Below are 23,776 nucleotides of genomic sequence, written 5' to 3'. Positions count from 1 at the left end.
CGCGAACCTCAGGAGTGATCCAGCCGCGGACCGAGCTCATCCCATCGGGCCCCTGCGGGCCGACCGTGATTCCGCGTCGTCGCGCTCTATCGGCGTCCGAGAAATTGCCATCGGGATTGAGGCACAGGTCGAGCCTCTCAGCGGCACGGGCAAGTTCGTCGGGACGGAAGGTCGCTCCGAGGCGAGCCAACCGCTTCTCGGCACGCTCACGTTCCACTTCGTCTACACAGTGCGGTAGCCGGCCGAAGAATGCGCGGATTACCTTCACATGCTCACTTCCGAGTTTTCCGGTCCGTTGGCCGGCGGCCGTATGCGGGAGCATCGGCGGCAGGGCTTCCCCAGTCAGGTTCCGCCGCGGCGCCAAATCGGCCGCCTCGCGCACACGCCGGGCAGCCTCGGAAGGCGCGATCCGCAGCCAGTTGGCCAGCGCACCTCTGAGCCTGCCGCCTAACTCGTCCGGTAGCGCGTGCTCGCCCAGGTCGTTGATGAGCTCGTGCGTCAAAGCCGGCAGCATCCGGGACAGTTGCTCGATGCGCTGAAGCTGTTCGCGCTTCTGCGTCGTCGTCAGACGCTCTGGCGACTCGTCGGCTTTCTCGACGATGGTGTTGAACACCGCCACCATCTGCGCTAATTCATTCGAACGCATGTTCTAAGAATAGGCCCGCGCGCCGACGCCGGCAGACGCCGGAGATCGCCAGATGCCACGACCTGGCGTTTCCCAACCAGTTGTCCACAGATCCGATTTCATCCACAGCAGCCCGCGGCGCACGCGGTCGTCGGGTCTGCCTGTCGGAGCGGCTTCATACTGTCCGAGGCATGACCAACTGGATTAACACCGTCAGCCGCGACCACGTGCTCCAAGGCGTGCGCGGTCGCTTCACGCAGGCCAATCACGGCCAGCCACACATGCTGCGCCGCATGGCCAAGGACGATTGGCTTGTCTTCTACTCGCCGAAGACCGCTCTCGAGGGCGGGGAGCCGTTGCAGGCCTTCACCGCCATCGGGCAAGTGGTCGACGACGAGCCGTACCAGGTAGAGATGACGGCCGATTTCCATCCCTTCCGTAGGAACGTGGATTTCCTGCCATGCAAGGAAACCGCCATCCGGCCGCTGATCGAGGATCTCCACTTCATCGAAGACAAGAAGCGGTGGGGCTATAAGTTCAGGTTCGGGGTGTTCAAGATCGACGACCACGATCTCGACCTGATCCGTCGGAACATGAGCGGGTGACGCGCGTAGCGTCACCACGGTGAGCAACCTCGAGGCCGCGCCCGTCGAGGAAACCGGCTCGGCGTCACCGCAGCAGGGCGTCGAGGTGCTTCGCGCGAGGGAGGTGCCCCTTGGCGGCCCCCGCGCGATGCGTGTGCGTCGGACATTGCCCCAGCGCCAGCGCTCGCTCATCGGTGCGTGGTGTTTCGCCGACCACTACGGGCCTCGTGACGTCACCCGCTCATCAGGCATGGTCGTTCCGCCGCACCCCCATACTGGATTGCAAACCGTCAGTTGGCTTTTCAGCGGCGAGATCGAGCACCGTGACAGCGGCGGGGTGCACGCCTATGTGCGGCCGGGCGAGCTCAACCTGATGACCGCGGGCGCCGGAATCTGTCACTCCGAGGTGTCGACGGCGGCGGCTCGCGTACTGCATGGCGTCCAGCTGTGGGTAGCGCTGCCGGATACGGCCCGCGATACCCAACGCAGCTTCGATCACTACGTGCCACAGGCGATCCCGGTCAAAGGCGGCTCACTGCGGGTTTTTCTCGGTGCCCTTGAGGGCGCCCACTCCCCCGTCCACACCTTCAGTCCACTGGTCGGCGCCCAGCTGGACATCGACCCGAACGCGGACGTCACGCTGACGGTAAATCCAAAGTTCGAGCATGGCGTCCTGCTCGATCAGGGCGCGGTCTCGGTGCGCGATTCGCCATTGGAGGCGGGCGACCTCGCGTGCCAAGCCGCCGGATCGACGGAGTTGCGGATAAGCAATACAGAAGCCCAGCCCGCCAGAGTGCTGGTGCTGGGGGGCACGCCATTCACCGCAGAGATCCTGATGTGGTGGAACTTCGTCGCGCGCAGCCACGAGGAGATCGTTTCCTACCGTGGATTGTGGGAATCCGAAGACAGCCGCTTCGGCGCGGTGCTGGGCTACGACGGTTTCCCGGCGCGACTCTCCGCCCCGCCCCTGCCGACTACACGACTGAAACCGCGACCCGCGCCGGGCGGAATGGAAGCCTGATGGCCGTCGACAAGATAGGCGCCGAGACAAGCGTTGCGGAACAAGCCGGCCGCTTCACAATCAGTGTCGAAGGCCGACCGGTGGGATTCACGAAGTTCTTCGACCGCGACGGGCGACGGGTGTTCGTCCACACCGAGGTAAACGACGAGTTCGAGGGCCGCGGCCTGGCCACGATCCTCGTCGGCGAAGCGCTTGCCGCCACAAAGGAAGCCGGACTCCGCATCGTTCCGGTGTGCAAACTCGTCGCTGCCTACTGCGATAAACATCCCGAGTACAACGACATCGTCGATCCGCCGAACATCGCAGAACGGCAGCACAGAGCCACCTGATTCGTCGTGCTCAATTTCCTCGTAATCAACTGAGCCACAGCGCCGAATCCACGACGCTCACTCATCGCACTGGTGGGCGAAGGGGGACTTGAACCCCCACGTCCCGAAGGACACTGGCACCTGAAGCCAGCGCGTCTGCCATTCCGCCACTCGCCCAAATTGACCGACCGAGGCTATCACGGGGGCGCTGTACGTCCCCAACTCGAGCTAAGCCCCAGACTTCCCACAGATCAGGCGCTGACGTGCGCCGATCTGATTCTCAGACATCTCACTGTGCCACATCAGTCACCTCGACCGATACCATGCAACTGAACGGTGAAGTGGGATGACACGCGGACTATTCAAGACCGGGAGGGGCACCCACTAGGAAACGGAGGGCGGTGACATGGGCTTCGTGCAGCGCATCGAGCGCAAACTCGAAGCCACTGTCGGTGACGCGTTCGCCCGGGTTTTCGGAGGCGCCATCGTTCCTCAGGAGATGGAGGCAGCGTTGCGGCGTGAGGCCGCCGATCGCGTCCAGACACTCGACGGTGGCCATCTGCTCGCGCCGAACGAGTATTTCATCACGCTGAGCCAAGATGACTTCGCCAAGACGGTGGCCGAACCGTACCTAACAGCGGATACTTTCGCCAAGCACTTGGAAGGGTACCTCCAGGATCAGGGCTGGCAAACGTATGGTGATGTGGTTGTCCGATTCGAGCAGTCGCCGAAACTGCACACAGGTCAGTTTCGCGCGCGCGCTGCGGTCAACCCCGACGCCACACCTGCCCAACCACACCGATACGACCCACTCAACGCAGAACAGGGAGTAGCACCCATGACTGACAACCCGAGTTACCGCGGCGGCCAGGGACAGGGTCGGCCCGGCGACGAGTACTACGACGACCGTCACGGGCGTCCTGAAGACCCACGCGCGCCTGGTGGTCCGCCTGCCGGGCCGCCGCCTCCGGGGTACGACCAGGGCGGATACCCGCCGCAAGGCGATCAGTACGGTCCGCGCGGAGGCTATCCCGATCAGGGTCCGCCTCAATACGAGCAGCGTCCGCCGGCCGGTGGCGGCTTCGGTGGTCCTCCACCTGGGCCAGCCGGTGGCCCTCCGGCCGGTGGCCCTCCGGCCGGCCCCCCTCCCGGGCCGCCTCCGGGGTACGACCAGCCGCAGCACCGACCGCCGCCGCCGCCCCCGGCCCAGCCGCCTGCCGGCTATGGCGGACAGCCCGGATACGGCAATGACTACGCCGATTACGGACGGCCCGCCGGTGGTCCGCCTCCCGGACGCCACGAAGGCGCTGGCTACGGCCGTCCCGGCTACGGAGACTACGAGCAGCAAGGCGGCTACGACCAACAGGGCGGCGGCGCCTATCCCCAACAGGGTTACGGCCAGCAGGATTACGCCCAGCCCGAGTACGGCGGTTACGACCAAGGCGGCTACGACCAAGGGGGATACGACCAGGGCGGATACGACCAGGCCGGCTATGACCAAGGGGGATACGACCAGGGCGGCGCGTACCCACCCGGCGGCTACGCCGCTACCAGCGTCACTCTTCAGTTGGACGACGGCAGTGGCCGCACGTACCAGTTGCGGGAGGGGGCGAACGTGGTCGGCCGTGGCCAGGATGCGCAGTTCCGGCTGCCCGACACCGGTGTCTCGCGCCGTCACCTCGAGATCCGTTGGGATGGCCAGAGCGCGCTGCTGTCAGACCTCAACTCCACAAACGGCACCACGGTTAACAACGCGCCGGTGCAGGAGTGGCAGTTGGCCGATGGCGACGTCATCCGTCTTGGACATTCGGAGATTGTTGTTCGTATGCACTGACGCAACGCCTGCCATCGCCTTCGCCTCCACGTCGTCTTGCGCCCAAGTATCGTGACGTTGCCGACTGGCAGTCGCTTCAGCGTCGCCAATCGCAGCAGGACGAGCAGGGAGGGCGCTGGATGCAGGGGTTGGTGCTGCAACTGTCGCGCGCGGGTTTCCTCCTGTTGCTGTGGCTTTTCATTTGGTCGGTGTTGCGCATCCTGCGCACCGACATCTATGCGCCCAGCGGCGCTGTGATGGCGCGCCGCGGCCTCGCGCTGCGCGGATCGTTGCGGCCTAACAGCCGGCAACGCCGCCACACCGCCACTCATCTGGTCGTCACAGACGGCGCGCTGGCGGGAACGCGCATCACATTGGGCACTCAGCCGGTACTCATCGGGCGCGCCGACGACTCCACCCTGGTGCTTACCGACGACTACGCCTCAACTCGCCATGCTCGGCTCTCGCAGCATGGCCCGGAATGGTATGTCGAAGACCTAGGATCGACCAACGGTACATACCTGGATAGGGACAAGGTGACGACGGCGGTACGCGTTCCGATCGGCACGCCGGTTCGAATCGGCAAGACGGTGATCGAGTTGCGCCCGTGACCCCGCTGACGCGTGGGAGCAGGGGGAGCGCGATATGACGCCGCGGACGCGAGGAGCGAAATGACGCCGCGGACGCGAGGAGCGAAATGACGCTTGTCCTCCGCTACGCCGCGCGCAGTGACCGCGGATTGGTGCGCGCGAACAACGAGGACTCCGTCTATGCCGGAGCGCGGTTGCTTGCCCTCGCCGACGGGATGGGCGGGCACGCCGCGGGCGAAGTGGCGTCGCAGTTGGTCATCGCCGCCCTGGCGCATCTCGATGACGACGAACCCGGCGGTGACCTGCTCGCAAAGCTCGACGATGCTGTGCGCGAGGGCAACTCCGCAATATCCGCCCATGTCTACAGCGACCCCGAGCTTGAGGGGATGGGCACCACTCTCACGGCAATCCTGTTCGCGGGCAACAAGCTTGGCTTGGTGCACATCGGCGACTCGCGCGGCTACCTCCTTCGTGACGGGGAACTCGCCCAGATCACCAAGGACGACACGTTCGTGCAGACGCTCGTCGACGAGGGCCGCATCACCGCGGAGGAGGCGCACAGTCATCCTCAGCGTTCCCTGATCATGCGCGCGTTGACGGGTCACGAGGTGGAGCCGACGCTGATCATGCGTGAAGCGCGCGTGGGAGATCGCTATCTTCTATGCTCCGACGGCCTTTCCGACCCGGTCAGCCAGGAGACCATTCTCGAGGCACTCCAGATCCCCGACGTGGCCGAAAGTGCCGACCGTCTCATCGAATTGGCCTTGCGCGGCGGTGGTCCCGACAACGTCACCGTGGTGGTCGCAGACGTCGTCGACGACGACTTCGGTGGACAGACCCAGCCGATCGTCGCCGGCGCGGTTTCCGGGGATGACGGCAACATCGCGCCGCCCAACACCGCCGCCGGCCGGGCGTCTGCCATCAACCCGCGTCCTACCGCGCCCGCCAAACGTATTGTCGGGGAACCGGAGGCGCCGGAGAAACGCCCGCGATCGTGGCGGCGCATCGGGCTCGCTGCGGCGTTGCTCGTGATTCTTCTTGTCGGCGGATCGGTTGTCGGCTACATGATCATCCGCAGTTACTACTACGTCACCGCTCACGCCGGCACCGTGTCCGTCATGCGCGGCGTCCAAGCGTCACTGCCCGGATTCCCGCTACAGGAGCCATATCTGGTCGGCTGCCTTACCGACCGTAACGAGTTGCAACTCCTCAACGTCGACCAGCAGCCCAAAGGCTGTCACCTGCTCAGCGTCAACGACTTGCGTCCCTCCGAGCGCACGCAGGTGATCGCAGGTCTGCCCATCGGCAGCCTCGACAAGGCCAAAGAGCAGATCCGCGAGTTGGTCAAGACCTCGCTCCTGCCACTGTGCGAACCAACCGTGCCGCCCACGCAGACACCGACGCCTTCCCCATCGTCACAGACGTCAACGTCCGAAGTTCCTCCCTCGACCTCGCCGACCACTAGCAGTTCGGCGCCCGGCAGAACTGAAAGCAACCCGCCCGAATCACCCGGCTCCGGCACAACCTCGGCGACGACCTCGCCTCCGTCGTCGCCCGCCACCACATCGGAGGGGACCACACTGCCTCCTGCCCCTCAGCAGCCAGGCACGACCTGTCGGACCGCGGCATGACCACGCAGCCGCAACCCGCGGTCGCCGTGACCCCTCCGCTTCCCACTCGCCGTAACGCTGAGCTGCTTCTGCTGGGGTTCGCGGCGGTGATCACCTCCGTGGCCTTGCTCATCGTCGAAGCGAATCAAGAGCAAGGCATCGGTTGGGATTTGGCCAAGTACACGCTCGCCTACCTTGCGTTGTTCGGCGCCGCGCACATGGCGATCCGCCAATTCGCCCCGTACGCCGATCCCCTGCTCCTGCCCGTCGTCGCATTGCTCAACGGGCTCGGGCTTGTGATGATTCACCGGCTCGATCTGGCCAACGGCGAAGCCCAATCCGCGCCCGGGCAAGGCCTGGCCAACCTCCAGATGTTGTGGACGTTGTTGGGCGTGGCGGTTTTCGTAGTGGTCGTGGTGTTCCTGCGCGATCACCGCGTGCTCGCTCGATACAGCTACGTCTGCGGCGTCGTCGGGCTTATCTTCCTCACGATTCCCGCCGTGCTGCCGTCCTCACTATCGGAGGAGGGCGGTGCGAAGATCTGGATCAAGTTGCCCGGCTTCACAATTCAGCCCGCAGAGCTGTCGAAGATCCTGCTCCTGATCTTCTTCGCCGCAGTCTTGGTGGCCAAACGCGGAGTGTTCACCAGTGCCGGAAAGCATTTCGTCGGCATGAACCTGCCCCGGCCACGCGACCTGGCCCCGCTGATCGCCGGATGGGTCATCTCGATCGGCGTCATGATCTTCGAAAAAGACCTCGGCACATCGCTGTTGCTGTACGCGACGTTCCTCGTGATCGTGTACATCGCCACCGAGCGGCTGAGTTGGGTCGTTATCGGCCTGACCCTGTTCGCAGCAGGAAGCGTTGCCGCCTTCTACGCTTTCAGCCACGTCAAGGTCCGAGTAGACACCTGGCTCGACCCGTTCGCCGATTCCGCGGGCGCCGGGTATCAGATGGTGCAGTCGATGTTCAGCTTCGCCACAGGCGGCGTGTTCGGCACAGGCCTCGGCAACGGTCAGCCTGGCACCGTGCCGGCCGCCTCGACTGACTTCATCATCGCAGCGATCGGCGAAGAGCTTGGATTAGTTGGTCTCGCAGGCGTTCTCATGCTGTACACCATCGTGATCATCCGAGGACTGCGTACCGCGATCGCGGTCCGTGACAGCTTCGGCAAGCTGTTGGCAGCCGGGTTTGCGTCAACGCTGGCGATTCAGCTCTTCATCGTGGTCGGCGGCGTCACGAAACTGATCCCGCTCACCGGTCTGACCACACCGTGGATGTCCTACGGCGGGTCCTCGTTGCTTGCCAACTATGTGCTGCTCGCCATTTTGGTGCGGATCTCCCATGCTGCGCGCCGGCCCATCGTCACACGACCCCCGCAGCCCGCCACCCCGATCGCGGTGGCCAGCACCGAGGTGATCGAGCGCGTATGAATACCTCGCTTCGCCGCGTAGCGATGACGATCATGGTGTTGATCGTCATTTTGCTGCTCAACGCGACGGTCACGCAGGTCTTCCGCGCCGACAGCCTGCGGACGGATCCGCGCAACCTGCGGGTGCTGCTCGACGAATACGCCAGGCAGCGTGGTCAGATCTCGGCAGGCGGTCAGCCCCTTGCCTTTTCGGAGGCGACGAAGGGTCGGTTCCGGTTCCTGCGGGTCTATCCCGGGCCGCAGCTCTACGCACCTGTGACCGGGTTCTACTCCCTGAACTATTCGAGCGCCGGCCTGGAGCGCGCCGAGGACTCGATCCTCAACGGTTCCGACGAGCGGCTGTTCGGCCGGCGGATAGCCGATTTCTTCACCGGTCGAGACCCGCGGGGGGGCAACGTCGACACCACGATCAAGCCCCAAGTGCAGCAGGCCGCGTGGGACGCGATGGCCAACGGCTGTTCCGGCCCGTGCAAGGGCGCGGTTGTGGCGATCGAGCCGTCAACAGGCAAGATCCTCGCCTTGGTGTCGTCGCCGTCCTACGATCCGAACGCGCTGTCCTCCCACGACTCGACGGTGCAGACGCAGGCATGGGAAGCGATGCAGCACGATCCCAACAACCCGATGTTGAACCGCGCGGTCTCCCAGCGCTACCCTCCCGGCTCGACGTTCAAGGTGATCACCACCGCGGCCGCTCTGCAGGCCGGCGCCTCAGACAACGACCCGCTCACTGCGGACCCCTCGATCCAGTTACCCGACACCACAAGCACTTTGGAGAATTTCGGCGGTTCCAGGTGCGACACCGGACCGACTGTCCCACTCAAGGAAGCGTTCGCAAGGTCGTGCAACACCGCGTTCGCCGAGCTGGGAATGAAGGTCGGCAGCGACGCGCTGCGCTCGACGGCGGCCGCCTTCGGGCTGGACACGCCGCCCGACCCGATCCCGCTGCAGGTCGCGGAATCCACCGTCGGCCCCATCGTGGACCAGGCCAGCCTGGCGATGTCGAGCATTGGCCAGAAGGACGTAGCACTCACTCCATTGCAAAACGCGATGGTGGCCGCAACGATCGCCAACAGGGGGGTGATGATGCAGCCCTACCTTGTCGATAGCCTCAAAGGACCCGACCTGGCCACGCTGGAGACGACGCAGCCACGGCAAGTTCGGCGCGTCCTCCCCCAGCAGGTCGCAGCTAAGCTGACGGAATTGATGATCGGCGCTGAAGACTGGACGCAGACGAAAGGGAAGATTCCGGGCGTGCAGATCGCTTCCAAAACCGGAACGGCCGAGAACGGCCCCGATCCGCGTAACACCCCGCCACATGCCTGGTACATCGCGTTCGCACCGGCGCAGTCGCCGAAGGTGGCCGTCGCGGTGGTGATCGAAAACGGCGGCAACCGCCTGTCGGCCACGGGCGGGGCACTTGCCGCGCCAGTGGGCCGCGCGGTGATCGCAGCGGCGCTCCGGGAGGGCCCATGAGCGACGCTTGGGAGCGAATCATGAGGTCATCATGCGTCGGCCGAGCCTGCGAGGGGGACGCATGAGTCCCAGAGTTGGCGTCACCCTCTCCGGCCGCTATCGCCTGCAGCGGCTGATCGCGACCGGTGGCATGGGCCAGGTCTGGGAGGCGGTCGACAGCCGCCTCGGACGCCGCGTGGCCGTCAAGGTCCTCAAGGCGGAATTCAGCTCCGATCCCGAGTTCATCGAACGGTTCCGCACCGAGGCGCGCACCACCGCGATGCTCAACCACCCGGGCATCGCCAGCGTGTACGACTACGGCGAGACCGAATTGGACTCCGAGGGCCGCACCGCGTATCTCGTGATGGAGCTGGTCAACGGCGAACCGCTGAATTCGGTGCTCAAACGCACCGGCCGGCTCTCGCTGCGTCACTCACTCGACATGCTCGAGCAGACCGGTCGCGCACTTCAGGTCGCACACCTTGCTGGACTTGTCCACCGCGACGTCAAACCCGGCAACATCCTGATCACGCCCACCGGTCAGGTGAAGATCACGGACTTCGGTATCGCCAAGGCGGTCGACGCGGCTCCCGTCACTCAGACGGGGATGGTGATGGGTACCGCGCAATACATCGCTCCCGAACAGGCGCTTGGTCACGACGCCACCGCAGCCAGTGACGTGTACTCGTTGGGAGTCGTTGGCTACGAATCGGTTTCGGGTAAGCGGCCGTTCGTCGGCGACGGTCCGCTGACTGTGGCGATGAAGCACATCAAGGAGACGCCCGCGCCGCTGCCGTCCGACCTGCCACCGAATGTCCGCGAGCTGATTGACATCACGTTGGCCAAGACCCCGGCCGCCCGTTATCGCAACGGTGGTCAGTTCGCCGACGCCGTGTCTGCTGTGCGTGCCGGCCGGCGGCCACCCCGGCCGGGCCAGGCGCCGGCCATCGGGCGCGCGGCGCCTGCCGCTATCCCCCCGGTGACGCAGGCTCGCCCGCAGGTGGACTACACCGCGCGGTCCGGTGCGATGCAGGGTCCCCGCGCGCGCCCGCCTACGGGTCCGTACCGACCGCCTCCGGCGCGTCGCACGTTCTCGTCGGGACAGCGCGCGCTGCTCTGGGCAGCAGGCGTCCTCGGCGCGCTGGCGATTGTCATCGCCGTCCTCCTCGTCATCCAGTACCGCGACCGCGAACGCTCGAAAACGCCGGAAGTCCCCTCGGAGCAGTCCTCGTCGTCCCAGACCGGCGGCGCACCGGCTGCTCCCGGAAATTGGACGTCCACCCCCTCTGTCGGTCAGTCTGGAACCAACACGCACGCTCTCTCGACGAGCAGGCAATACGAGATCGGGTACTCCCCTCTGGCGAGCACACCGTTGGTCGGGAGACCGATACACGATGAGAACTTGGAATGACGACCCCGCAACACCTGTCTGACCGCTACGAACTCGGCGAGATCCTGGGCTTCGGCGGCATGTCCGAGGTGCATCTCGCGCGCGATCTGCGGCTGCACCGCGACGTGGCGGTCAAGGTGTTGCGCGCCGACCTCGCCCGTGACCCGAGTTTTTATCTGCGTTTCCGGCGCGAGGCTCAGAACGCTGCCGCGCTGAACCACCCTGCGATCGTTGCGGTCTACGACACCGGCGAGGCGGAGACGGCCACCGGTCCGCTGCCATACATCGTGATGGAGTACGTCGACGGCATCACGTTGCGCGACATCGTGAACAACGACGGTCCGATCCCACCCCGCAAAGCGATCGAGATCATCGCGGATGCCTGCCAGGCGCTGAACTTCAGCCATCAGCACGGCATCATCCACCGCGACGTCAAGCCGGCGAACATCATGATCAGCCGGACCGGCGCAGTGAAGGTCATGGACTTCGGCATCGCCCGAGCGCTGGCCGACCGCAGCAGTGTTACCCAGACCGCGGCGGTGATCGGAACCGCTCAGTATCTCTCCCCCGAACAAGCCCGCGGCGAATCGGTTGACGCCCGCTCCGACGTCTACTCGCTGGGATGCGTGCTGTACGAAATCCTCACGGGGGAACCGCCGTTCGTCGGTGACTCGCCGGTGGCGGTGGCTTACCAGCACGTCCGCGAGGCGCCGGTGCCGCCGTCGCAGAAGCACGAGAACGTGACCCCTGATCTCGACGCCGTCGTGCTCAAGGCGCTTGCCAAGAATCCCGACAACCGCTATCAGTCCGCCGCAGAAATGCGCGCGGATCTCGTTCGCGTACACAACGGCGAGGCGCCCGAGGCGCCGAAGGTGCTCACCGACGCCGAGCGGACGTCGCTTCTGACTCCGTCGTCCGGCCGACGCTACGAGGAACCACCCGACGGCCCGACACGGCGAGACGCTTACGGGCCGGGCAGGCAGCGCGGCCGTGAGTCGGTGCGCCGGTGGCTCTTCGTGGTTGCCGCGCTTGCCGTCCTCACCGTCGTGGTCGCGGTCCTCATCAACTTCGTTCCCGGCTGGTTCGGCACTACCCATAAGGTCCAGGTGCCCCTGGTCACCAAGATGTCAGAAGACGACGCGAAGGTGGCGCTTCAGAAAGCCGGTTTCGAGACCCGCTCCGAGCGCGTGCCCGATTCGGAAGTCCCGATCGATCATGTCGTCGGCACCGATCCTGCGGCCGGAGCCTCCATCGACAAGGGCTCGGTGGTCACGCTCAACATTTCCACCGGCGCCGGAGAAGTGCGCTCCGTGCCGCAGGTTTCCGGCTTGAGCTTCCTCGAGGCCCAGAGACGGCTGACCGCGGCGGGCTTCGGAAACATAAAGCAGGTGCCCACACCATCCACGCTCGAGCAGAACGACAAGGTGATCAGCACCAACCCCCCGGCCGGTCAGCCCACTCCGGTCAACTTCGAGATCGCGGTGAATGTCGGCACAGGGCCGGAAGACATCGCTGTGCCCGACGTTTCCGGACAGGCCCCGGACCAGGCCAAGGCGACGCTGACGGCCGCCGGCTTCACGAACGTGATCCAGGTGGATATCGACAACATCAAGCCAGCAGGTTCCGTTGTTGGCACGCTCCCGGCGTCCGGTCAGCCGGCTAAGAAGAACGACCTCGTGCAGCTCCAGGTGTCCAAGGGGAATCAGTTCGTGATGCCGAACCTGGTCGGGCAGTTCTGGAGCAACGCCGAGCCCACGTTGCGGGCCCTCGGGTGGACTGGCAACCTACCTGCGAATCCGCCCCTCGTGCAGAACAGCGGTCAGCCTTCGGCGTCGGTGGTCCAGCAGAACCCGCAAGCGGGCACCACCGTGAACAAGGACGCCACCATAACGCTGTCCTTCGCGGCGTAGCGAGCACTCAGGCGGTTGCCGCGGCTCTCGTTGCCGCCCTCACTGTTTCGGCTACCTCGGTTTCGAGCCGGTGCACCAGCGGTTCGTCAAACGTCCACCCGCACAGCGCAAGCCAATTCGCGAGCATCCGATGGCCGCCTTGCGTCAGAATTGACTCGGGGTGGAATTGCACACCGTGGATGGGCAATTCGGCGTGCTGGACACCCATCATCACGCCGCTTTCGGTGTGCGCCGTAGGTACCAGATCGTCGGGAACCGTCTCCGGCAGAATCGTCAGGGAGTGGTACCGCGTGGCCACGAAAGGATTCGGAAGTCCCTGCAGGACACCGAGATTCGTGTGATAGACGGTGCTGGTCTTGCCATGCAGCAGCTCGGGCGCGCGGTCGACGGTCGCGCCGAAGGCAACTCCGATGGCCTGGTGGCCCAAGCAGACTCCGAGGAGCGGCGTCCGGGTGGCGGCACACGCACGCACCAGCGGGATCGATGCTCCGGCGCGCTCCGGAGTTCCAGGGCCCGGGCTGAGCAGTACCCCATCGAATTCGCCGGCGCAGGCGTTCGGATCTGCGAGACGCTCGTCGTCGTTGCGCCAGACCGTCGCCTGAACGTCCATCTGCCCCAGGTACTGGACGAGGTTGAACACGAAGCTGTCGTAGTTGTCGACCACCAGGACGCGCATCCTGCCAGGCTACCGGTCCATTCAGGCCGGTCGCGCATAGCGGACCGCGACCGGTTCGGTGTAGCCCACCACGTCGACTTCCGCGCGCGGCTCCTCCGTGTATCCCAGCCCGAACCTCACCACATACTGCTTGTAGAGGATCACGAGCGGAGCAGCAGCCAGTGCGGCTTGCAACTTGTCGGCATTACCGATCGCGGTGATTTTGTAGGGCGGGCTGTAGGTCCGGCCGTTGAGCAGCAACGTATTTCCCACGCATCGCACGGCCGATGTGGTGATCAGCCGTTGATCCTGCATCTGCACGGCCTCCGCGCCACCACTCCACAGCGCGTTGACCACCGCCTGGATGTCCTGTTCGTGCACGACGAGGTCGTCGGCCGTCGCGTCCCGGGGGAACTGGCCGTTCGCGTCGCGCTGGGCGTCGGTCAACGTCACCACCAGCCCTGGTCCGCGCACGGGGGTCAGCCCGGCGTCGACTGCCAGGGGCGCGATCTTCGCCGACAGCGCGGCCACCTCCGAGTCGTTGGCTACCGGCCCGGCTCGGGCAGCGTCGACCTGTGCGCTCAGCTCGCCCCGTTGGGCGCTGAGGCGGTCCACAGCCCGCTGGGACTCGCGAACCAGGTCGACCAGCCGGGGCGAGTCGGCCCGGCGGATCTCGTTGCCGCCGGACACCCCGTGCGTGGTGGCCAGCAGCAGGCCGGCCAGCAGGCAGACAACCGGGACACCGAGGCGCCATATCGAGCGCTGCGTCGCCGATGTGGGGGCACCTCCCGCTTGCGGGGGACGCTCGCGCGAAGAGCGACCGACCGATGAGCGCTCGCGCAAAGAGCGACCGACCGATGAGCGCGGCGTCGATGAGCGCGTGATCCTCACCGGGCCATCCTCTCATCGCCAGGACGATCGGATAATCTCTTGGCACTAGAGGCAGGAGAGGAGCACATGCCCAAGTCGAAGGTCCGCAAGAAGAACGACTTCACCGTCCGGCCGGTGAGCCGCACGCCGGTCAAGGTGAAGGCCGGGCCGTCGAGCATGTGGTTTGTGGTGCTTTTCGTCGGCCTGATGCTGATCGGGCTGGTGTGGCTGCTGGTGTTCCAGCTCGGCGCCACGGGGTACAACGTGCCCCATGTGCTGCAGTGGATGGCTGATCTGGAGCAGTGGAACTACGCCATCGCGTTTGCTTTCATGATCACCGGCTTGTTGCTCACGATGCGGTGGCACTGACCAGCTTGCCGACGGCGTCCTGGCACAGTTTGTTTCCGTCATGTTTCTACCGTCGAAACATTGCCGTTACCCAATCACACGGATGTGATTCATCCCCATTGTGGATAGCGCCTGTGGATAAGTTCATCGGGTCTGGTAGCAGCATGTGTACGAGCCGTGCAGCAAACTGACTGGGGACCGAATCCGGTGGCCATCGTTGCTTCCGGACTGCTGGGAATTGTGATGTGCGTCGCAACTGTGACGCTGGTCACAGACCCTCCCGGGCGGCTTATCGGAGGGATTGCCGCCATAGGCCTACTGGTGTTTGCGGGCTTCTCATTTCGCGCGCGTCCGAGGCTGGCTATCACCGAAGGCGGCTTGGCGGTCCGTGGTTGGTGGCGGACAACCGTGTTGCCGAGGCCCGCGATCGAGCTCGTTCGCATCACCGAATTCCGCCGGCTCGCCAGGAAGGTGCGCTTGCTCGAAATCGACACCGTCGACGGCCGGCTAATGGTGTTCAGCAGATGGGACCTCGGCACAGACCCGCTCGACGTGCTCGACGCACTCACCGAAGCCGGATACGCCGGCTAGCGCCCTAGCTGAGCGTGATCGAGTTGATCACCACCGGCTCGGTGGGCCGGTCGCTGCGATCGGTGGCCGTGGTCGCGATGGCGTCGACGACGCGCTGCGACGCCGGGTCGACGACCTCGCCGAAGATCGTGTGCTTGCGGGTCAGGTGGGGCGTCTGCCCGACGGTGATGAAGAACTGCGAGCCGTTGGTCCCCGGCCCCGCATTGGCCATCGCCAGCAGGTACGGCTTGTCGAACTGCAGCTCGGGATGGAACTCGTCGGCAAACTGGTAGCCCGGGCCACCGCGGCCGCTGCCGGTCGGGTCGCCGCCCTGGATCATGAATCCCGGGATCACGCGGTGGAAGACGGCGCCGTTGTAGAACGGCCCGGACGTTCCGCCCGTCGCATTCTCGGTGGTGTATTGCGTTGTGCCATCGGCTAATCCGACGAAGTTCGCAACGGTCTTGGGAGCGTGGTTTCCGAATAGCGCAATCTTGATGTCTCCGCGATTGGTATGCAGTGTCGCGGTTGCGGTTTGAATTGGGCTCGTCACGGCAAGAAGTGTGCCATGCCGTTTGGCTCTGTCGGACAGCGCCGTCGGATACCCTCCAATCGACCCGACCGGCAGAAAGGCAAATCGTGACTTCGAGGATGAGCGACTTGCGCGAAGACCGACGGCGTAAGACCCGGCTGACCTCCCGGCAACGGCTGACCAGAGGCTTGCACTACACGGCACAGGGGCCTGTCGACGTCACGCGCGGCGCGCTGGGCCTCGGTCTGCACGGCGCGTATGCGGCCGGCAGCGGGCTGCGGCGCCGGTACCGAGGCAGCCGGATAGCCGAGGAATTGACCGCGGCCCAAGACATCGTTGCGCGCGAGCTTGCGGCCGCTCAGGAAGTCGCCGCCAGCCTGCCGCAGGCCATCAAAGAGGCGCGCGGGCCGTCACGACGGCGTCGGCGGCTGGTGATGTTCTCCGCGATCGCGGCGACGCTGGCGGGCGGCGCCGTGGCGTTCTCGATCATCCGGCGGTCGATGCAACCCGAGCCGTCACCGCGGCCGCCGAGCGTGGACCTGGAGCCTAGGCCGTAGGACTCGCGATCAACGTTTCCCCGTCGGCGCGCGTGGGTAGCCCATCGGCACTGGTCAAGCGGCCAGTCGGAAGGTGCGGGGTCGTGATCGCCGTCGGTATCTGTTCTGCGTGTGGATATCCAACACACGGATCTTGCGTGTGCTTCGCGTGTCGTGAATCTGTTGCGTTGAGTGACCAACTCACTGAGCCCGCGGCTGCACTGAGCGAATCGGCAACCGAGCCGATGGGTTCGCTGCGGTTGCGGACTCGCTGATTGCCCGGTGCATTCAAAAAAAGTGTGGAGCCTAGGGGATTCGAACCCCTGACTTCTGCCTTGCAAAGGCAGCGCTCTACCAACTGAGCTAAGGCCCCTTGGGAGGTTCGTGCCAGACCTCGGGGCTGCGCCGTGACCGCACAACCAAGACGACAACGGCGAGCACCGCCAGTACCGCGACCAACTTCTTCATGGTGCACCTTTCCGTGGGGCTAGGAGGACTCGAACCTCCGACCTCTTCGTTATCAGCGAAGCGCTCTAACCGCCTGAGCTATAGCCCCGGGACATGCCTAGGACCGAGCGACGAGATTACCGCACTTGCAGGGGCCGAATCTAATCCGCCGACACCTAATCTCGGTCGGCGAGCGTGACTTCGATGCCACCGACGAGATCGGTCGTCAGGTTGTAGATGAACGCTCCGACCGTTGCCATCGCGGTCATCAACACGATGTTCACCAGGCCGATCAGCGCGGCCCCGCCGAAGATCGTGCCGCTGGACACCAGTTCGCTGTTCGAGGTGTTGGTCAGCAGGTCCCCCACGTTGCTGTTGAGCTTGCTCCACACCCCCATGGCGCCGAGCACGAGATACAGAAACGCCACCGCGATCATCCACACGAAAAACATCACCACGGACAGGACCAGCGACACCTTGAGGACGCTCCACGGATCCACGCGCCGCACCTGCATGCTGGCGCGCACAGGACCGCTGGGTCGACTCCCGACCTGGATCCGCCGACGTTGGGGCGCGTCGGCATCTGTGGCCTGCCGCTCGACTGGCTTGGGACGCCCCGGCCGGGTCGACAGATCAGGCAGTTCACTGCGCAGGGGTTCCATGCGGGCGGGCGGCTCTGCCGGACGGGCAGGAGGTTCTGGACGGGCGGGAGGTTCTGGCCGGGCCGGAGCATCGGGCCACGAGGATGCCTGCGCGTCGGCGTCCGCGGTCTGTGGTCCCGCGGCCGGTCCAGACATGAACCGGTTGACTCGCTCCTCGATTCCGGGCGCCGGATGGACTCCCGCAGGGTCTTGTCGCCGTGGCGCCTGCTGCGCGCGTCCGCGCGGCCGGGACGGGCCGTCGGCGCGCTCGGTCACCGAACCCTGTGGGGGCACCGCCCCACTCGCCGGCGGGCCGGGCGGGCGCGCGCTCTTACCGTTGCCCGGGTCGTTCGGTGAGCTCACCTACGGCTCCTCTATGTGGTCGGATCCGGTTCCGCGTCGACTTCCGGATCGGCGCTTTCCTCGGCATTGCGCGCGACAGCTACCAGTGTGTCGCCCTCGCCCAGGTTCATCAAACGAACGCCCTTGGTTTGGCGCCCGGCTTTGCGGACCTGCCGGGCGGCCGTGCGGATGACGCCGCCGCCCGAGGTGATCGCGTACAACTCCGTGTCGTCGTCGACCACCAGCGCTCCGACCAGCGTGCCACGCCTGCGGTCGTACTGGATCGTCAGCACCCCTTTACCCCCGCGACCCTGCACCGGGTACTCGTCCATCGACGTGCGCTTCGCGTAGCCACCAGAGGTCGCGACCAGCAGATACGTGTCCGGAATCACGACATTCAGCGACAGCAAGACGTCGTCGGTGTTGAATCGCATGCCCTGGACACCGGACGTCGCACGACCCATCGGGCGCAACGCCTCGTCGCCTGCGGTGAACCGGATCGACTGCCCCTTCGCCGATACCAGCAGCAAGTCGTCCTCGGCCGAGCACAGGACAGCGCCGACGAGCTCGTCCCCGTCGCGCAGGTTGATCGCGACAATGCCACCCGAGCGGTTGGAATCGAAGTCGGTCAGCTTCGATTTCTTCACCAAGCCGTTGCGAGTGGCCAGCACCAGGTACGGCGCGTCTTCGTAACTCTTGATCTGGATCACCTGCGCGATCCGCTCCTCTGGCTGGAAGGCCAGCAGGTTCGCGACGTGCTGCCCGCGCGCCGTCCGCGACGCCTCCGGGAGGTCGTAGGCCTTGGCCCGGTACACCCGGCCCTGCGTGGTGAAGAACAGAATCCAGTCGTGCGTCGAGCAGACGAAGAAGTGGTTGACGATGTCGTCCTGCTTGAGACCCGCGCCCTGCACTCCCTTGCCGCCGCGCTTCTGGCTGCGGTACAGGTCGGACTTGGTCCGCTTGGCATAGCCCGTCTCGGTGATCGTGACGACCACCTCTTCGCGCGCGATCAGATCCTCGTCCGCGACGTCTCCGTCGGCCGGGATGATTCGTGTCCGCCGGTCGTCGCCGTACTTCTCGACGAGCTCAGCAAGCTCGTCGTGGACGATGGCGCGCTGCCGCTCGGGCATGGCCAGAATGTCTTCGAGGTCGGCGATCTCGGCTTCGATCTTGGCGAGATCGTCGACGATCCGTTGCCGTTCCAGGGCCGCGAGGCGCCGCAACTGCATGTCGAGGATCGCCTGCGCCTGGATCTCGTCAATGTCGAGCAGCTCGATCAAGCCCTGGCGGGCGACATCGACGGTCTCAGACGCTCGGATCAGCGCGATCACCTCGTCCAGCGCGTCGAGCGCCTTGACCAGTCCGCGCAGAATGTGGGCTCGTTCGTTCGCCTTGCGCAACCGGTAGGTGGTGCGGCGAACGATCACGTCGAGCTGGTGCACCACATACAGCCGGATCAGCTGGTCGATCCGCAGGGTCCGGGGAACTCCGTCGACGATCGACAGCATGTTCGCACCGAAACTGGTCTGCAGCTGGGTGTGCTTGTAGAGATTGTTCAGCACCACCTTGGCTACCGCGTCGCGCTTGATCTCGACGACGATGCGCATTCCGACCCGGTCGCTGCCCTGGTCTTCGATGTTGGCGATGCCGCCGAGTCTCCCGTCGCGAACCTGCTCGGCGATCGAGGTGATGAAGTTGTCGTGGTTGACCTGATACGGCAGCTCGGTGATGACGAGCAGCGTGCGGCCCCGGGAGTCCTCCTCGACCTCGACCACTCCGCGCATCCGGATCGATCCGCGACCCGTCGTGTAGGCGTCCGAAATCCCTTGCGAGCCAACGATCAGACCATAGGTGGGGAAGTCCGGCCCCTTCACGCGTTCGGTAACTGCCGCTAGCGTGGTCTCTTCGTCCGCCTCGAAATTCTCCAGGCACCAGAACACCGCCTCGGCGAGTTCCCGGAGATTGTGCGGAGGCATGTTGGTGGCCATACCGACCGCGATGCCGCCCGATCCGTTGGCGAGCAGGTTGGGGAAGCGGCTGGGCAGTACGGTGGGTTCTTGTACCCTGCCGTCGTAGTTGGGGATGAAATCGACTGTCTCCTCGTCGATTTCACGTAGCATCTCCATCGCTAGGGGAGTGAGCCGCGCCTCCGTGTTGTGGCTGACGAAGCCGTTCGTGATGAACGCGTGATCCTCGGTATCGATCCGAAGGCTGTACACGGGTTGCACGCCGGCATCCGTGACGCTTGCCACCCGCGCGTAGTAGAACCGCCCATCGGTAAGCTCGGTTGCAATTGCGCGCACGTCGGGATCGGCAATACGGCGAAGAATTTCTGCGCCGTCACGCTGCCATCGGGACAGGCGATCGATGTTGTGCTTCTGCAACCACTCTTTGTCACCCCAGCGACTGCCGCAGTGTCTGCGGATGAACTGGGCCAGGCCCGGTACATGATCGGTGTCCAATCCCTTGGCCGTGTCCGGCAGCGCTCCAAGGATCTCGACCAGCTTTTCCTGCTTGGCACCGCCGAATCCGACCTGCGCAGCGAATGTTTCCGCATGTGCACGATTAGTGATGACGACCTTGTACTCGCCGACAGTGTGCCGGTAGCGCTTGGAGACGACACCGAACTCCAGCAGCATCTGCTGCACGTCTTTGGCCAGCCGTTCGCTAATCGTGTTGTAAGAGATCTGAATCGCATTGCGCGGCAGCGCCGAGCACGACCCGTCGCCCTCGAATAGCGCTTGCAGGAAGGCGCGCTTGACAGCAGCAGCAGAGTGCCAGAACCATTCCGGGATCGTCTTGTTCGCCGAACGCTGGCCAACCATGTCCCACAGCCGGCTCCGCTTGAACGCGGTCATGTTCTGCACATGGAGCACATGCATCCGTGTGCCCGACGCGTTCGTCGTCTGATAGATAGTTCGCTTACCTCCGACGACCGCGTCGTAGGCTTCAGCGACCATTGTGAAGTAGTCGCGGTCCAGATTCGCGAAGCCTGCCCGCGTCTCCGACACATACCCCTCGCTGATGAACGCCCCCAAGAGGAGCGCCTCCAAGGTGTCGTACCACTCACCAGGGCCAAATTCCGTCGGCGGGGTCCGTTGGATTACCACGCGGTCGTCTGGCCGAACCTCTTCAATCAGCTTCCACAAGAGGGTCGGCACACCCGCCACGTCCACCAGGCACAGAAGCGGGTGGTTCGCTGTACCAGTGACCTCATAGCCTTCCGCGGTGCGGACCGTAAACGTTTGATGCGCACCGGAGTGGAACAGGCGATCGGCTGCCACAGGATTGCCGTGGCGGTCCAAAACCTTGGCTTCAATCACATTGTCCGAGTCCGGCCGTGCACCCGGAACAACGTCCGCGATCCTTCTCGATTGCCCAAATGGCAAGCGCACCAGCGCATCCCCTGAGCAGCAATACCTCATGGCCGCCGGAGGATCGTTGCCGGGCGAGCCGAAGTTGCCCTGCCCGTCGACGAGTGGATACCGCAGCGACCATGGCTGCGCCATCCGGACCAGAGTGTCGTAGATCGATGAATCACCGTGGGGGTGATAGTTGCCCATCGTCTCGGCAACGGAGCGTGCGGATTTGGCGTGGCCGCGGTCTGGCCGGAAGCCGGAGTCATACATCGCATACAGCACGCGCCGGTGCACCGGCTTGAGGCCGTCGCGTACCTCCGGCAGCGCGCGACCGACGATGACGCTCATCGCATAGTCGATGTAGCTGCGCTGCATCTCCTGCTGGATGTCCACGGGCTCGATACGGTCGACGGAGTCGTCGCCAGGCGGCAACGTGGTGTCTGTCATCTTCGAATCAGTCCTAGCTCTAGGCTAAACTTCGCGATCAAACATCGAGGAAGCGCACGTCTTTCGCGTTGCGGGTGATGAAGCTGCGTCTGGCTTCGACGTCCTCGCCCATCAGTACCGAGAACAGCTCGTCGGCAGCGGCGGCGTCGTCGAGCGTGATCAACCGCAGCACGCGCACCGACGGATCCATCGTGGTCTCCCACAGTTCCTTGGCGTCCATCTCGCCGAGGCCCTTGTACCGCTGGATGCCGTCGTCGACGTTGATCTTCTTGCCGGCCTTCTTGCCTTCCTCGAGCAGCGCGTCGCGTTCGCGGTCGGAGTAGGCGAACTCGGGGTCCGTGCGCTGCCACTTGAGCTTGTACAGCGGCGGCTGCGCGAGGTACACGTGATTGTTCTCGATTAGCGGCCGCATGAACCTGAACAGCAACGTCAGCAGCAGCGTCGAGATGTGCTGGCCGTCGACGTCGGCGTCGGCCATCAGCACGATCTTGTGGTACCGCAGCTTGGTGAGGTCGAACTCGTCGTGAATACCGGTGCCCAGCGCGGTGATGATTGCCTGGACCTCGGTGTTCTTCAGTACCCTGTCGATTCGCGCCTTCTCGACGTTGATGATCTTGCCGCGCAACGGCAGGATCGCCTGGAACATCGAGTCGCGTCCGCTCTTCGCCGAGCCGCCTGCGGAATCGCCTTCCACCACATACAGTTCCGACTTTCGCGGATCCGTCGAGCGGCAATCGGCGAGCTTGCCGGGCAGACCGCCTATGTCGGTGGCGCTCTTGCGGCGCACCAGCTCGCGCGCCTTGCGGGCGGCAAGGCGGGCCTGCGCCGACGAAACCGCCTTGTTCACAACAGTTTTCGCCTCGGCGGGGTTCGCCTCGAACCAGTGCCCCAGCTGCTCGTTGCAGATCCTCTGCACGAACGACTTGACTTCGGTGTTGCCAAGCTTGGTCTTGGTCTGACCTTCGAACTGGGGCTGGCCGACCTTCACAGAGATCACCGCCGCCAAGCCTTCCCGGATGTCGTCCCCGGTTAGGTTGGGGTCCTTGTCCTTCAGCAGTTTCTTGTCCTTGGCGTACTTGTTCACCACGCTGGTCAGTGCCGCGCGAAAGCCCTCCTCGTGTGTGCCGCCCTCGTGGGTGTTGATCGTGTTGGCGAAGGTGTGCACCGACTCCGAGTAACCAGCATTCCACTGCATGGCGATCTCGACCTCGTGGCCGGGGCCCTTACCGGAGAAGTCGACAATGCTTTGGTGGATAGGTGATTTCGTGCGATTGATGTGCTTGACGAAATCCACCAGTCCCCCGGGGTAGTGGAAGGTCCGGTGCTTGACTTTCTGTGGCTTGAAAGCTTCCGCCGCCTTCTCCTCGGCCGATTTCGGCGCCTCGGCGGTGTCGCTGACGACGTCGTCGACGATCTCCTCTTCAGTGACGCGTTCGTCGACGAGTGTGATCGTCAGGCCCTTGTTGAGGAATGCCATCTCTTGGAGACGCCGGGCGATGGTTTCGAAGTCGTACTCGGTGGTCTCGAAGATGGCCGGGTCTGCCCAGTACCGGATCGTCGTCCCGGTCTTCCTTGTGGCTCCGCCCTGCTTCAGGGTGCCGGGGACCGAATGGTCGTAGAACTGGAACCATTCATATCCGTCGCGCATGATGTCGGCCTCCAGCCGGCGCGACAGTGCGTTGACCACCGACACGCCCACGCCGTGCAGACCGCCGGACACCGTGTAGGCGCCCTCCTCGAACTTTCCGCCCGCGTGTAGGACGGTCATCACCACGTCGACCGTCGGCACACCTGACTCGTGCATGCCCACCGGGATGCCGCGGCCGTCGTCGCGCACCTCGACGCCGCCGTCTTCGAGCAGACGCACATCGACCCGGGTGGCGTATCCCGCCATCGCCTCGTCTACGGAGTTGTCGACAACCTCCCACACCAAATGGTGCAGACCGCGCTCACCGGTGGAGCCGATATACATACTGGGACGTTTGCGGACAGCCTCCAGCCCCTCGAGAATCTTGATGTCGCCGGCACCGTATTCCTCTTTTTCTTTGCTCTTTCGGGCAGCCACGTGCGGAATGCTCTCCTCGGGGGTCGCGGCGGCGGAGTTGTTACCGCCTGCAAGTCATGCAATCAGTCTACCGTCAGATGGGGACAGGACCGATTCTGGAGCGGCGTTTCTACACACCTAATCGCGCCATGCACAGAATTTCTTCGACGTTGCCGCGTCCCGACGCTTGCGAGTAGGATTCGCCGCACTGAGGCGGCTCTCAGCCGCCGGTAATCTGCGGCGCAGCGGC

The 23,776-nt window shown here is 64.8% G+C and carries 20 protein-coding genes and 3 tRNA genes; 13 read left to right on the top strand and 10 right to left on the bottom strand.

Going from position 1 to position 23,776, the window contains the following annotated elements:
* A partial coding sequence (locus QOH60_RS20660) for a DUF222 domain-containing protein (protein WP_526423726.1) occupies window positions 1-646 on the bottom strand: 646 nt, incomplete at its 3' end.
* Window positions 647-816: 170 nt separating this feature from the next.
* On the opposite strand from QOH60_RS20660, the gene QOH60_RS20655 reads away from it, so the two are divergent.
* From QOH60_RS20655 to QOH60_RS20645, 3 genes are read left to right on the top strand one after another with little or no spacing between them, the layout of a single operon-like run.
* Window positions 817-1,230, top strand: a complete 414-nt coding sequence (locus QOH60_RS20655; RefSeq protein WP_526423725.1) for an EVE domain-containing protein — start codon at window positions 817-819, stop codon at window positions 1,228-1,230.
* Window positions 1,231-1,249: 19 nt separating this feature from the next.
* On the top strand, window positions 1,250-2,230 hold the full coding sequence (locus tag QOH60_RS20650) for a pirin family protein (RefSeq protein ID WP_526423724.1): 981 nt from the start codon (window positions 1,250-1,252) through the stop codon (window positions 2,228-2,230).
* Window positions 2,230-2,559 carry a GNAT family N-acetyltransferase gene (locus tag QOH60_RS20645; protein WP_526423723.1) on the top strand — a complete coding sequence of 110 codons (330 nt, stop codon included), beginning with the start codon at window positions 2,230-2,232 and terminating at the stop codon, window positions 2,557-2,559. The genes QOH60_RS20650 and QOH60_RS20645 overlap by 1 nt, the downstream gene beginning before the upstream one ends.
* A gap of 70 nt (window positions 2,560-2,629) precedes the next feature.
* Here QOH60_RS20645 and QOH60_RS20640 read toward each other — a convergent pair.
* Window positions 2,630-2,715: transfer RNA gene (locus QOH60_RS20640), tRNA-Leu, on the bottom strand.
* A 229-nt stretch (window positions 2,716-2,944) separates the two neighbouring features.
* Between QOH60_RS20640 and QOH60_RS20635 the strand changes: the two genes are divergently transcribed.
* The 7 genes from QOH60_RS20635 (at window position 2,945) to pknB (ending at window position 12,735) form a co-directional block, all read left to right on the top strand.
* Window positions 2,945-4,372: an FHA domain-containing protein gene (locus tag QOH60_RS20635; RefSeq protein WP_526423722.1), complete on the top strand. Its 1,428-nt coding sequence runs from the start codon at window positions 2,945-2,947 to the stop codon at window positions 4,370-4,372.
* A 119-nt stretch (window positions 4,373-4,491) separates the two neighbouring features.
* On the top strand, window positions 4,492-4,962 hold the full coding sequence (locus QOH60_RS20630) for an FHA domain-containing protein FhaB/FipA (RefSeq protein ID WP_526423721.1): 471 nt from the start codon (window positions 4,492-4,494) through the stop codon (window positions 4,960-4,962).
* Between the two features lie 86 nt (window positions 4,963-5,048).
* On the top strand, window positions 5,049-6,572 hold the full coding sequence (locus QOH60_RS20625; RefSeq protein ID WP_526423720.1) for a PP2C family protein-serine/threonine phosphatase: 1,524 nt from the start codon (window positions 5,049-5,051) through the stop codon (window positions 6,570-6,572).
* On the top strand, window positions 6,569-7,984 hold the full coding sequence (gene rodA / locus QOH60_RS20620; protein WP_526423719.1) for a peptidoglycan glycosyltransferase RodA: 1,416 nt from the start codon (window positions 6,569-6,571) through the stop codon (window positions 7,982-7,984). Before QOH60_RS20625 ends, rodA begins: the two co-directional genes overlap by 4 nt.
* Entirely contained in the window at window positions 7,981-9,456 is a 1,476-nt protein-coding gene (pbpA, locus tag QOH60_RS20615; RefSeq protein WP_526423718.1) for a D,D-transpeptidase PbpA, read from the top strand. The genes rodA and pbpA overlap by 4 nt, the downstream gene beginning before the upstream one ends.
* 61 nt (window positions 9,457-9,517) lie before the next feature.
* On the top strand, window positions 9,518-10,846 hold the full coding sequence (locus tag QOH60_RS20610; RefSeq protein ID WP_526423717.1) for a protein kinase domain-containing protein: 1,329 nt from the start codon (window positions 9,518-9,520) through the stop codon (window positions 10,844-10,846).
* The gene (pknB, locus tag QOH60_RS20605) at window positions 10,843-12,735 is read left to right on the top strand and encodes a Stk1 family PASTA domain-containing Ser/Thr kinase (protein ID WP_526423716.1); all 1,893 of its coding nucleotides are present in this window, start codon (window positions 10,843-10,845) and stop codon (window positions 12,733-12,735) included. Before QOH60_RS20610 ends, pknB begins: the two co-directional genes overlap by 4 nt.
* Window positions 12,736-12,742: 7 nt before the next feature.
* On the opposite strand, the gene QOH60_RS20600 is transcribed toward pknB, so the two are convergent.
* Together QOH60_RS20600 and QOH60_RS20595 are read right to left on the bottom strand one after the other, a co-directional pair.
* Window positions 12,743-13,411: an aminodeoxychorismate/anthranilate synthase component II gene (locus QOH60_RS20600; protein WP_526423715.1), complete on the bottom strand. Its 669-nt coding sequence runs from the start codon at window positions 13,409-13,411 to the stop codon at window positions 12,743-12,745.
* Between the two features lie 21 nt (window positions 13,412-13,432).
* Window positions 13,433-14,146: a DUF881 domain-containing protein gene (locus QOH60_RS20595; protein ID WP_526423735.1), complete on the bottom strand. Its 714-nt coding sequence runs from the start codon at window positions 14,144-14,146 to the stop codon at window positions 13,433-13,435.
* 201 nt (window positions 14,147-14,347) lie between these two features.
* Here QOH60_RS20595 and crgA point away from each other — a divergent pair, with 201 nt between their 5' ends.
* Entirely contained in the window at window positions 14,348-14,629 is a 282-nt protein-coding gene (crgA, locus tag QOH60_RS20590) for a cell division protein CrgA (protein ID WP_526423714.1), read from the top strand.
* A 156-nt stretch (window positions 14,630-14,785) separates the two neighbouring features.
* Window positions 14,786-15,199 (top strand): PH domain-containing protein, encoded by a 414-nt coding sequence (locus tag QOH60_RS20585; RefSeq protein WP_526423713.1) that lies wholly within the window; start codon window positions 14,786-14,788, stop codon window positions 15,197-15,199.
* 4 nt (window positions 15,200-15,203) lie between these two features.
* Here QOH60_RS20585 and QOH60_RS20580 read toward each other — a convergent pair whose 3' ends face one another.
* Window positions 15,204-15,731: a peptidylprolyl isomerase gene (locus QOH60_RS20580; protein ID WP_526423712.1), complete on the bottom strand. Its 528-nt coding sequence runs from the start codon at window positions 15,729-15,731 to the stop codon at window positions 15,204-15,206.
* Window positions 15,732-15,829: 98 nt separating this feature from the next.
* Here QOH60_RS20580 and cwsA point away from each other — a divergent pair, with 98 nt between their 5' ends.
* Window positions 15,830-16,267, top strand: a complete 438-nt coding sequence (gene cwsA, locus QOH60_RS20575; RefSeq protein WP_526423711.1) for a cell wall synthesis protein CwsA — start codon at window positions 15,830-15,832, stop codon at window positions 16,265-16,267.
* 279 nt (window positions 16,268-16,546) lie between these two features.
* On the opposite strand, the gene QOH60_RS20570 is transcribed toward cwsA, so the two are convergent.
* From QOH60_RS20570 to gyrB, 5 genes are all read right to left on the bottom strand, one after another.
* Window positions 16,547-16,619, bottom strand: a tRNA-Ala gene (locus QOH60_RS20570).
* A 109-nt stretch (window positions 16,620-16,728) separates the two neighbouring features.
* Window positions 16,729-16,802, bottom strand: a tRNA-Ile gene (locus QOH60_RS20565).
* 67 nt (window positions 16,803-16,869) lie between these two features.
* The gene (locus tag QOH60_RS20560) at window positions 16,870-17,697 is read right to left on the bottom strand and encodes a DUF3566 domain-containing protein (protein WP_526423710.1); all 828 of its coding nucleotides are present in this window, start codon (window positions 17,695-17,697) and stop codon (window positions 16,870-16,872) included.
* Between the two features lie 11 nt (window positions 17,698-17,708).
* Window positions 17,709-21,482: an intein-containing DNA gyrase subunit A gene (gene gyrA, locus QOH60_RS20555; RefSeq protein ID WP_526423709.1), complete on the bottom strand. Its 3,774-nt coding sequence runs from the start codon at window positions 21,480-21,482 to the stop codon at window positions 17,709-17,711.
* A 37-nt stretch (window positions 21,483-21,519) separates the two neighbouring features.
* Window positions 21,520-23,547, bottom strand: coding sequence for a DNA topoisomerase (ATP-hydrolyzing) subunit B (gyrB, locus tag QOH60_RS20550; RefSeq protein ID WP_526423708.1), 2,028 nt, complete (start codon window positions 23,545-23,547; stop codon window positions 21,520-21,522).
* Between the last annotated feature and the right edge of the window lie 229 nt (window positions 23,548-23,776).

It is taken from the genome of Mycobacterium sp. (assembly GCF_032159765.1).
In the GTDB taxonomy this organism is placed as follows: Bacteria; Actinomycetota; Actinomycetes; order Mycobacteriales; family Mycobacteriaceae; genus Mycobacterium.
The sequence above is the reverse complement of the archived record's forward strand: the minus strand, read 5'-3'. Positions and strand labels throughout refer to the sequence as shown.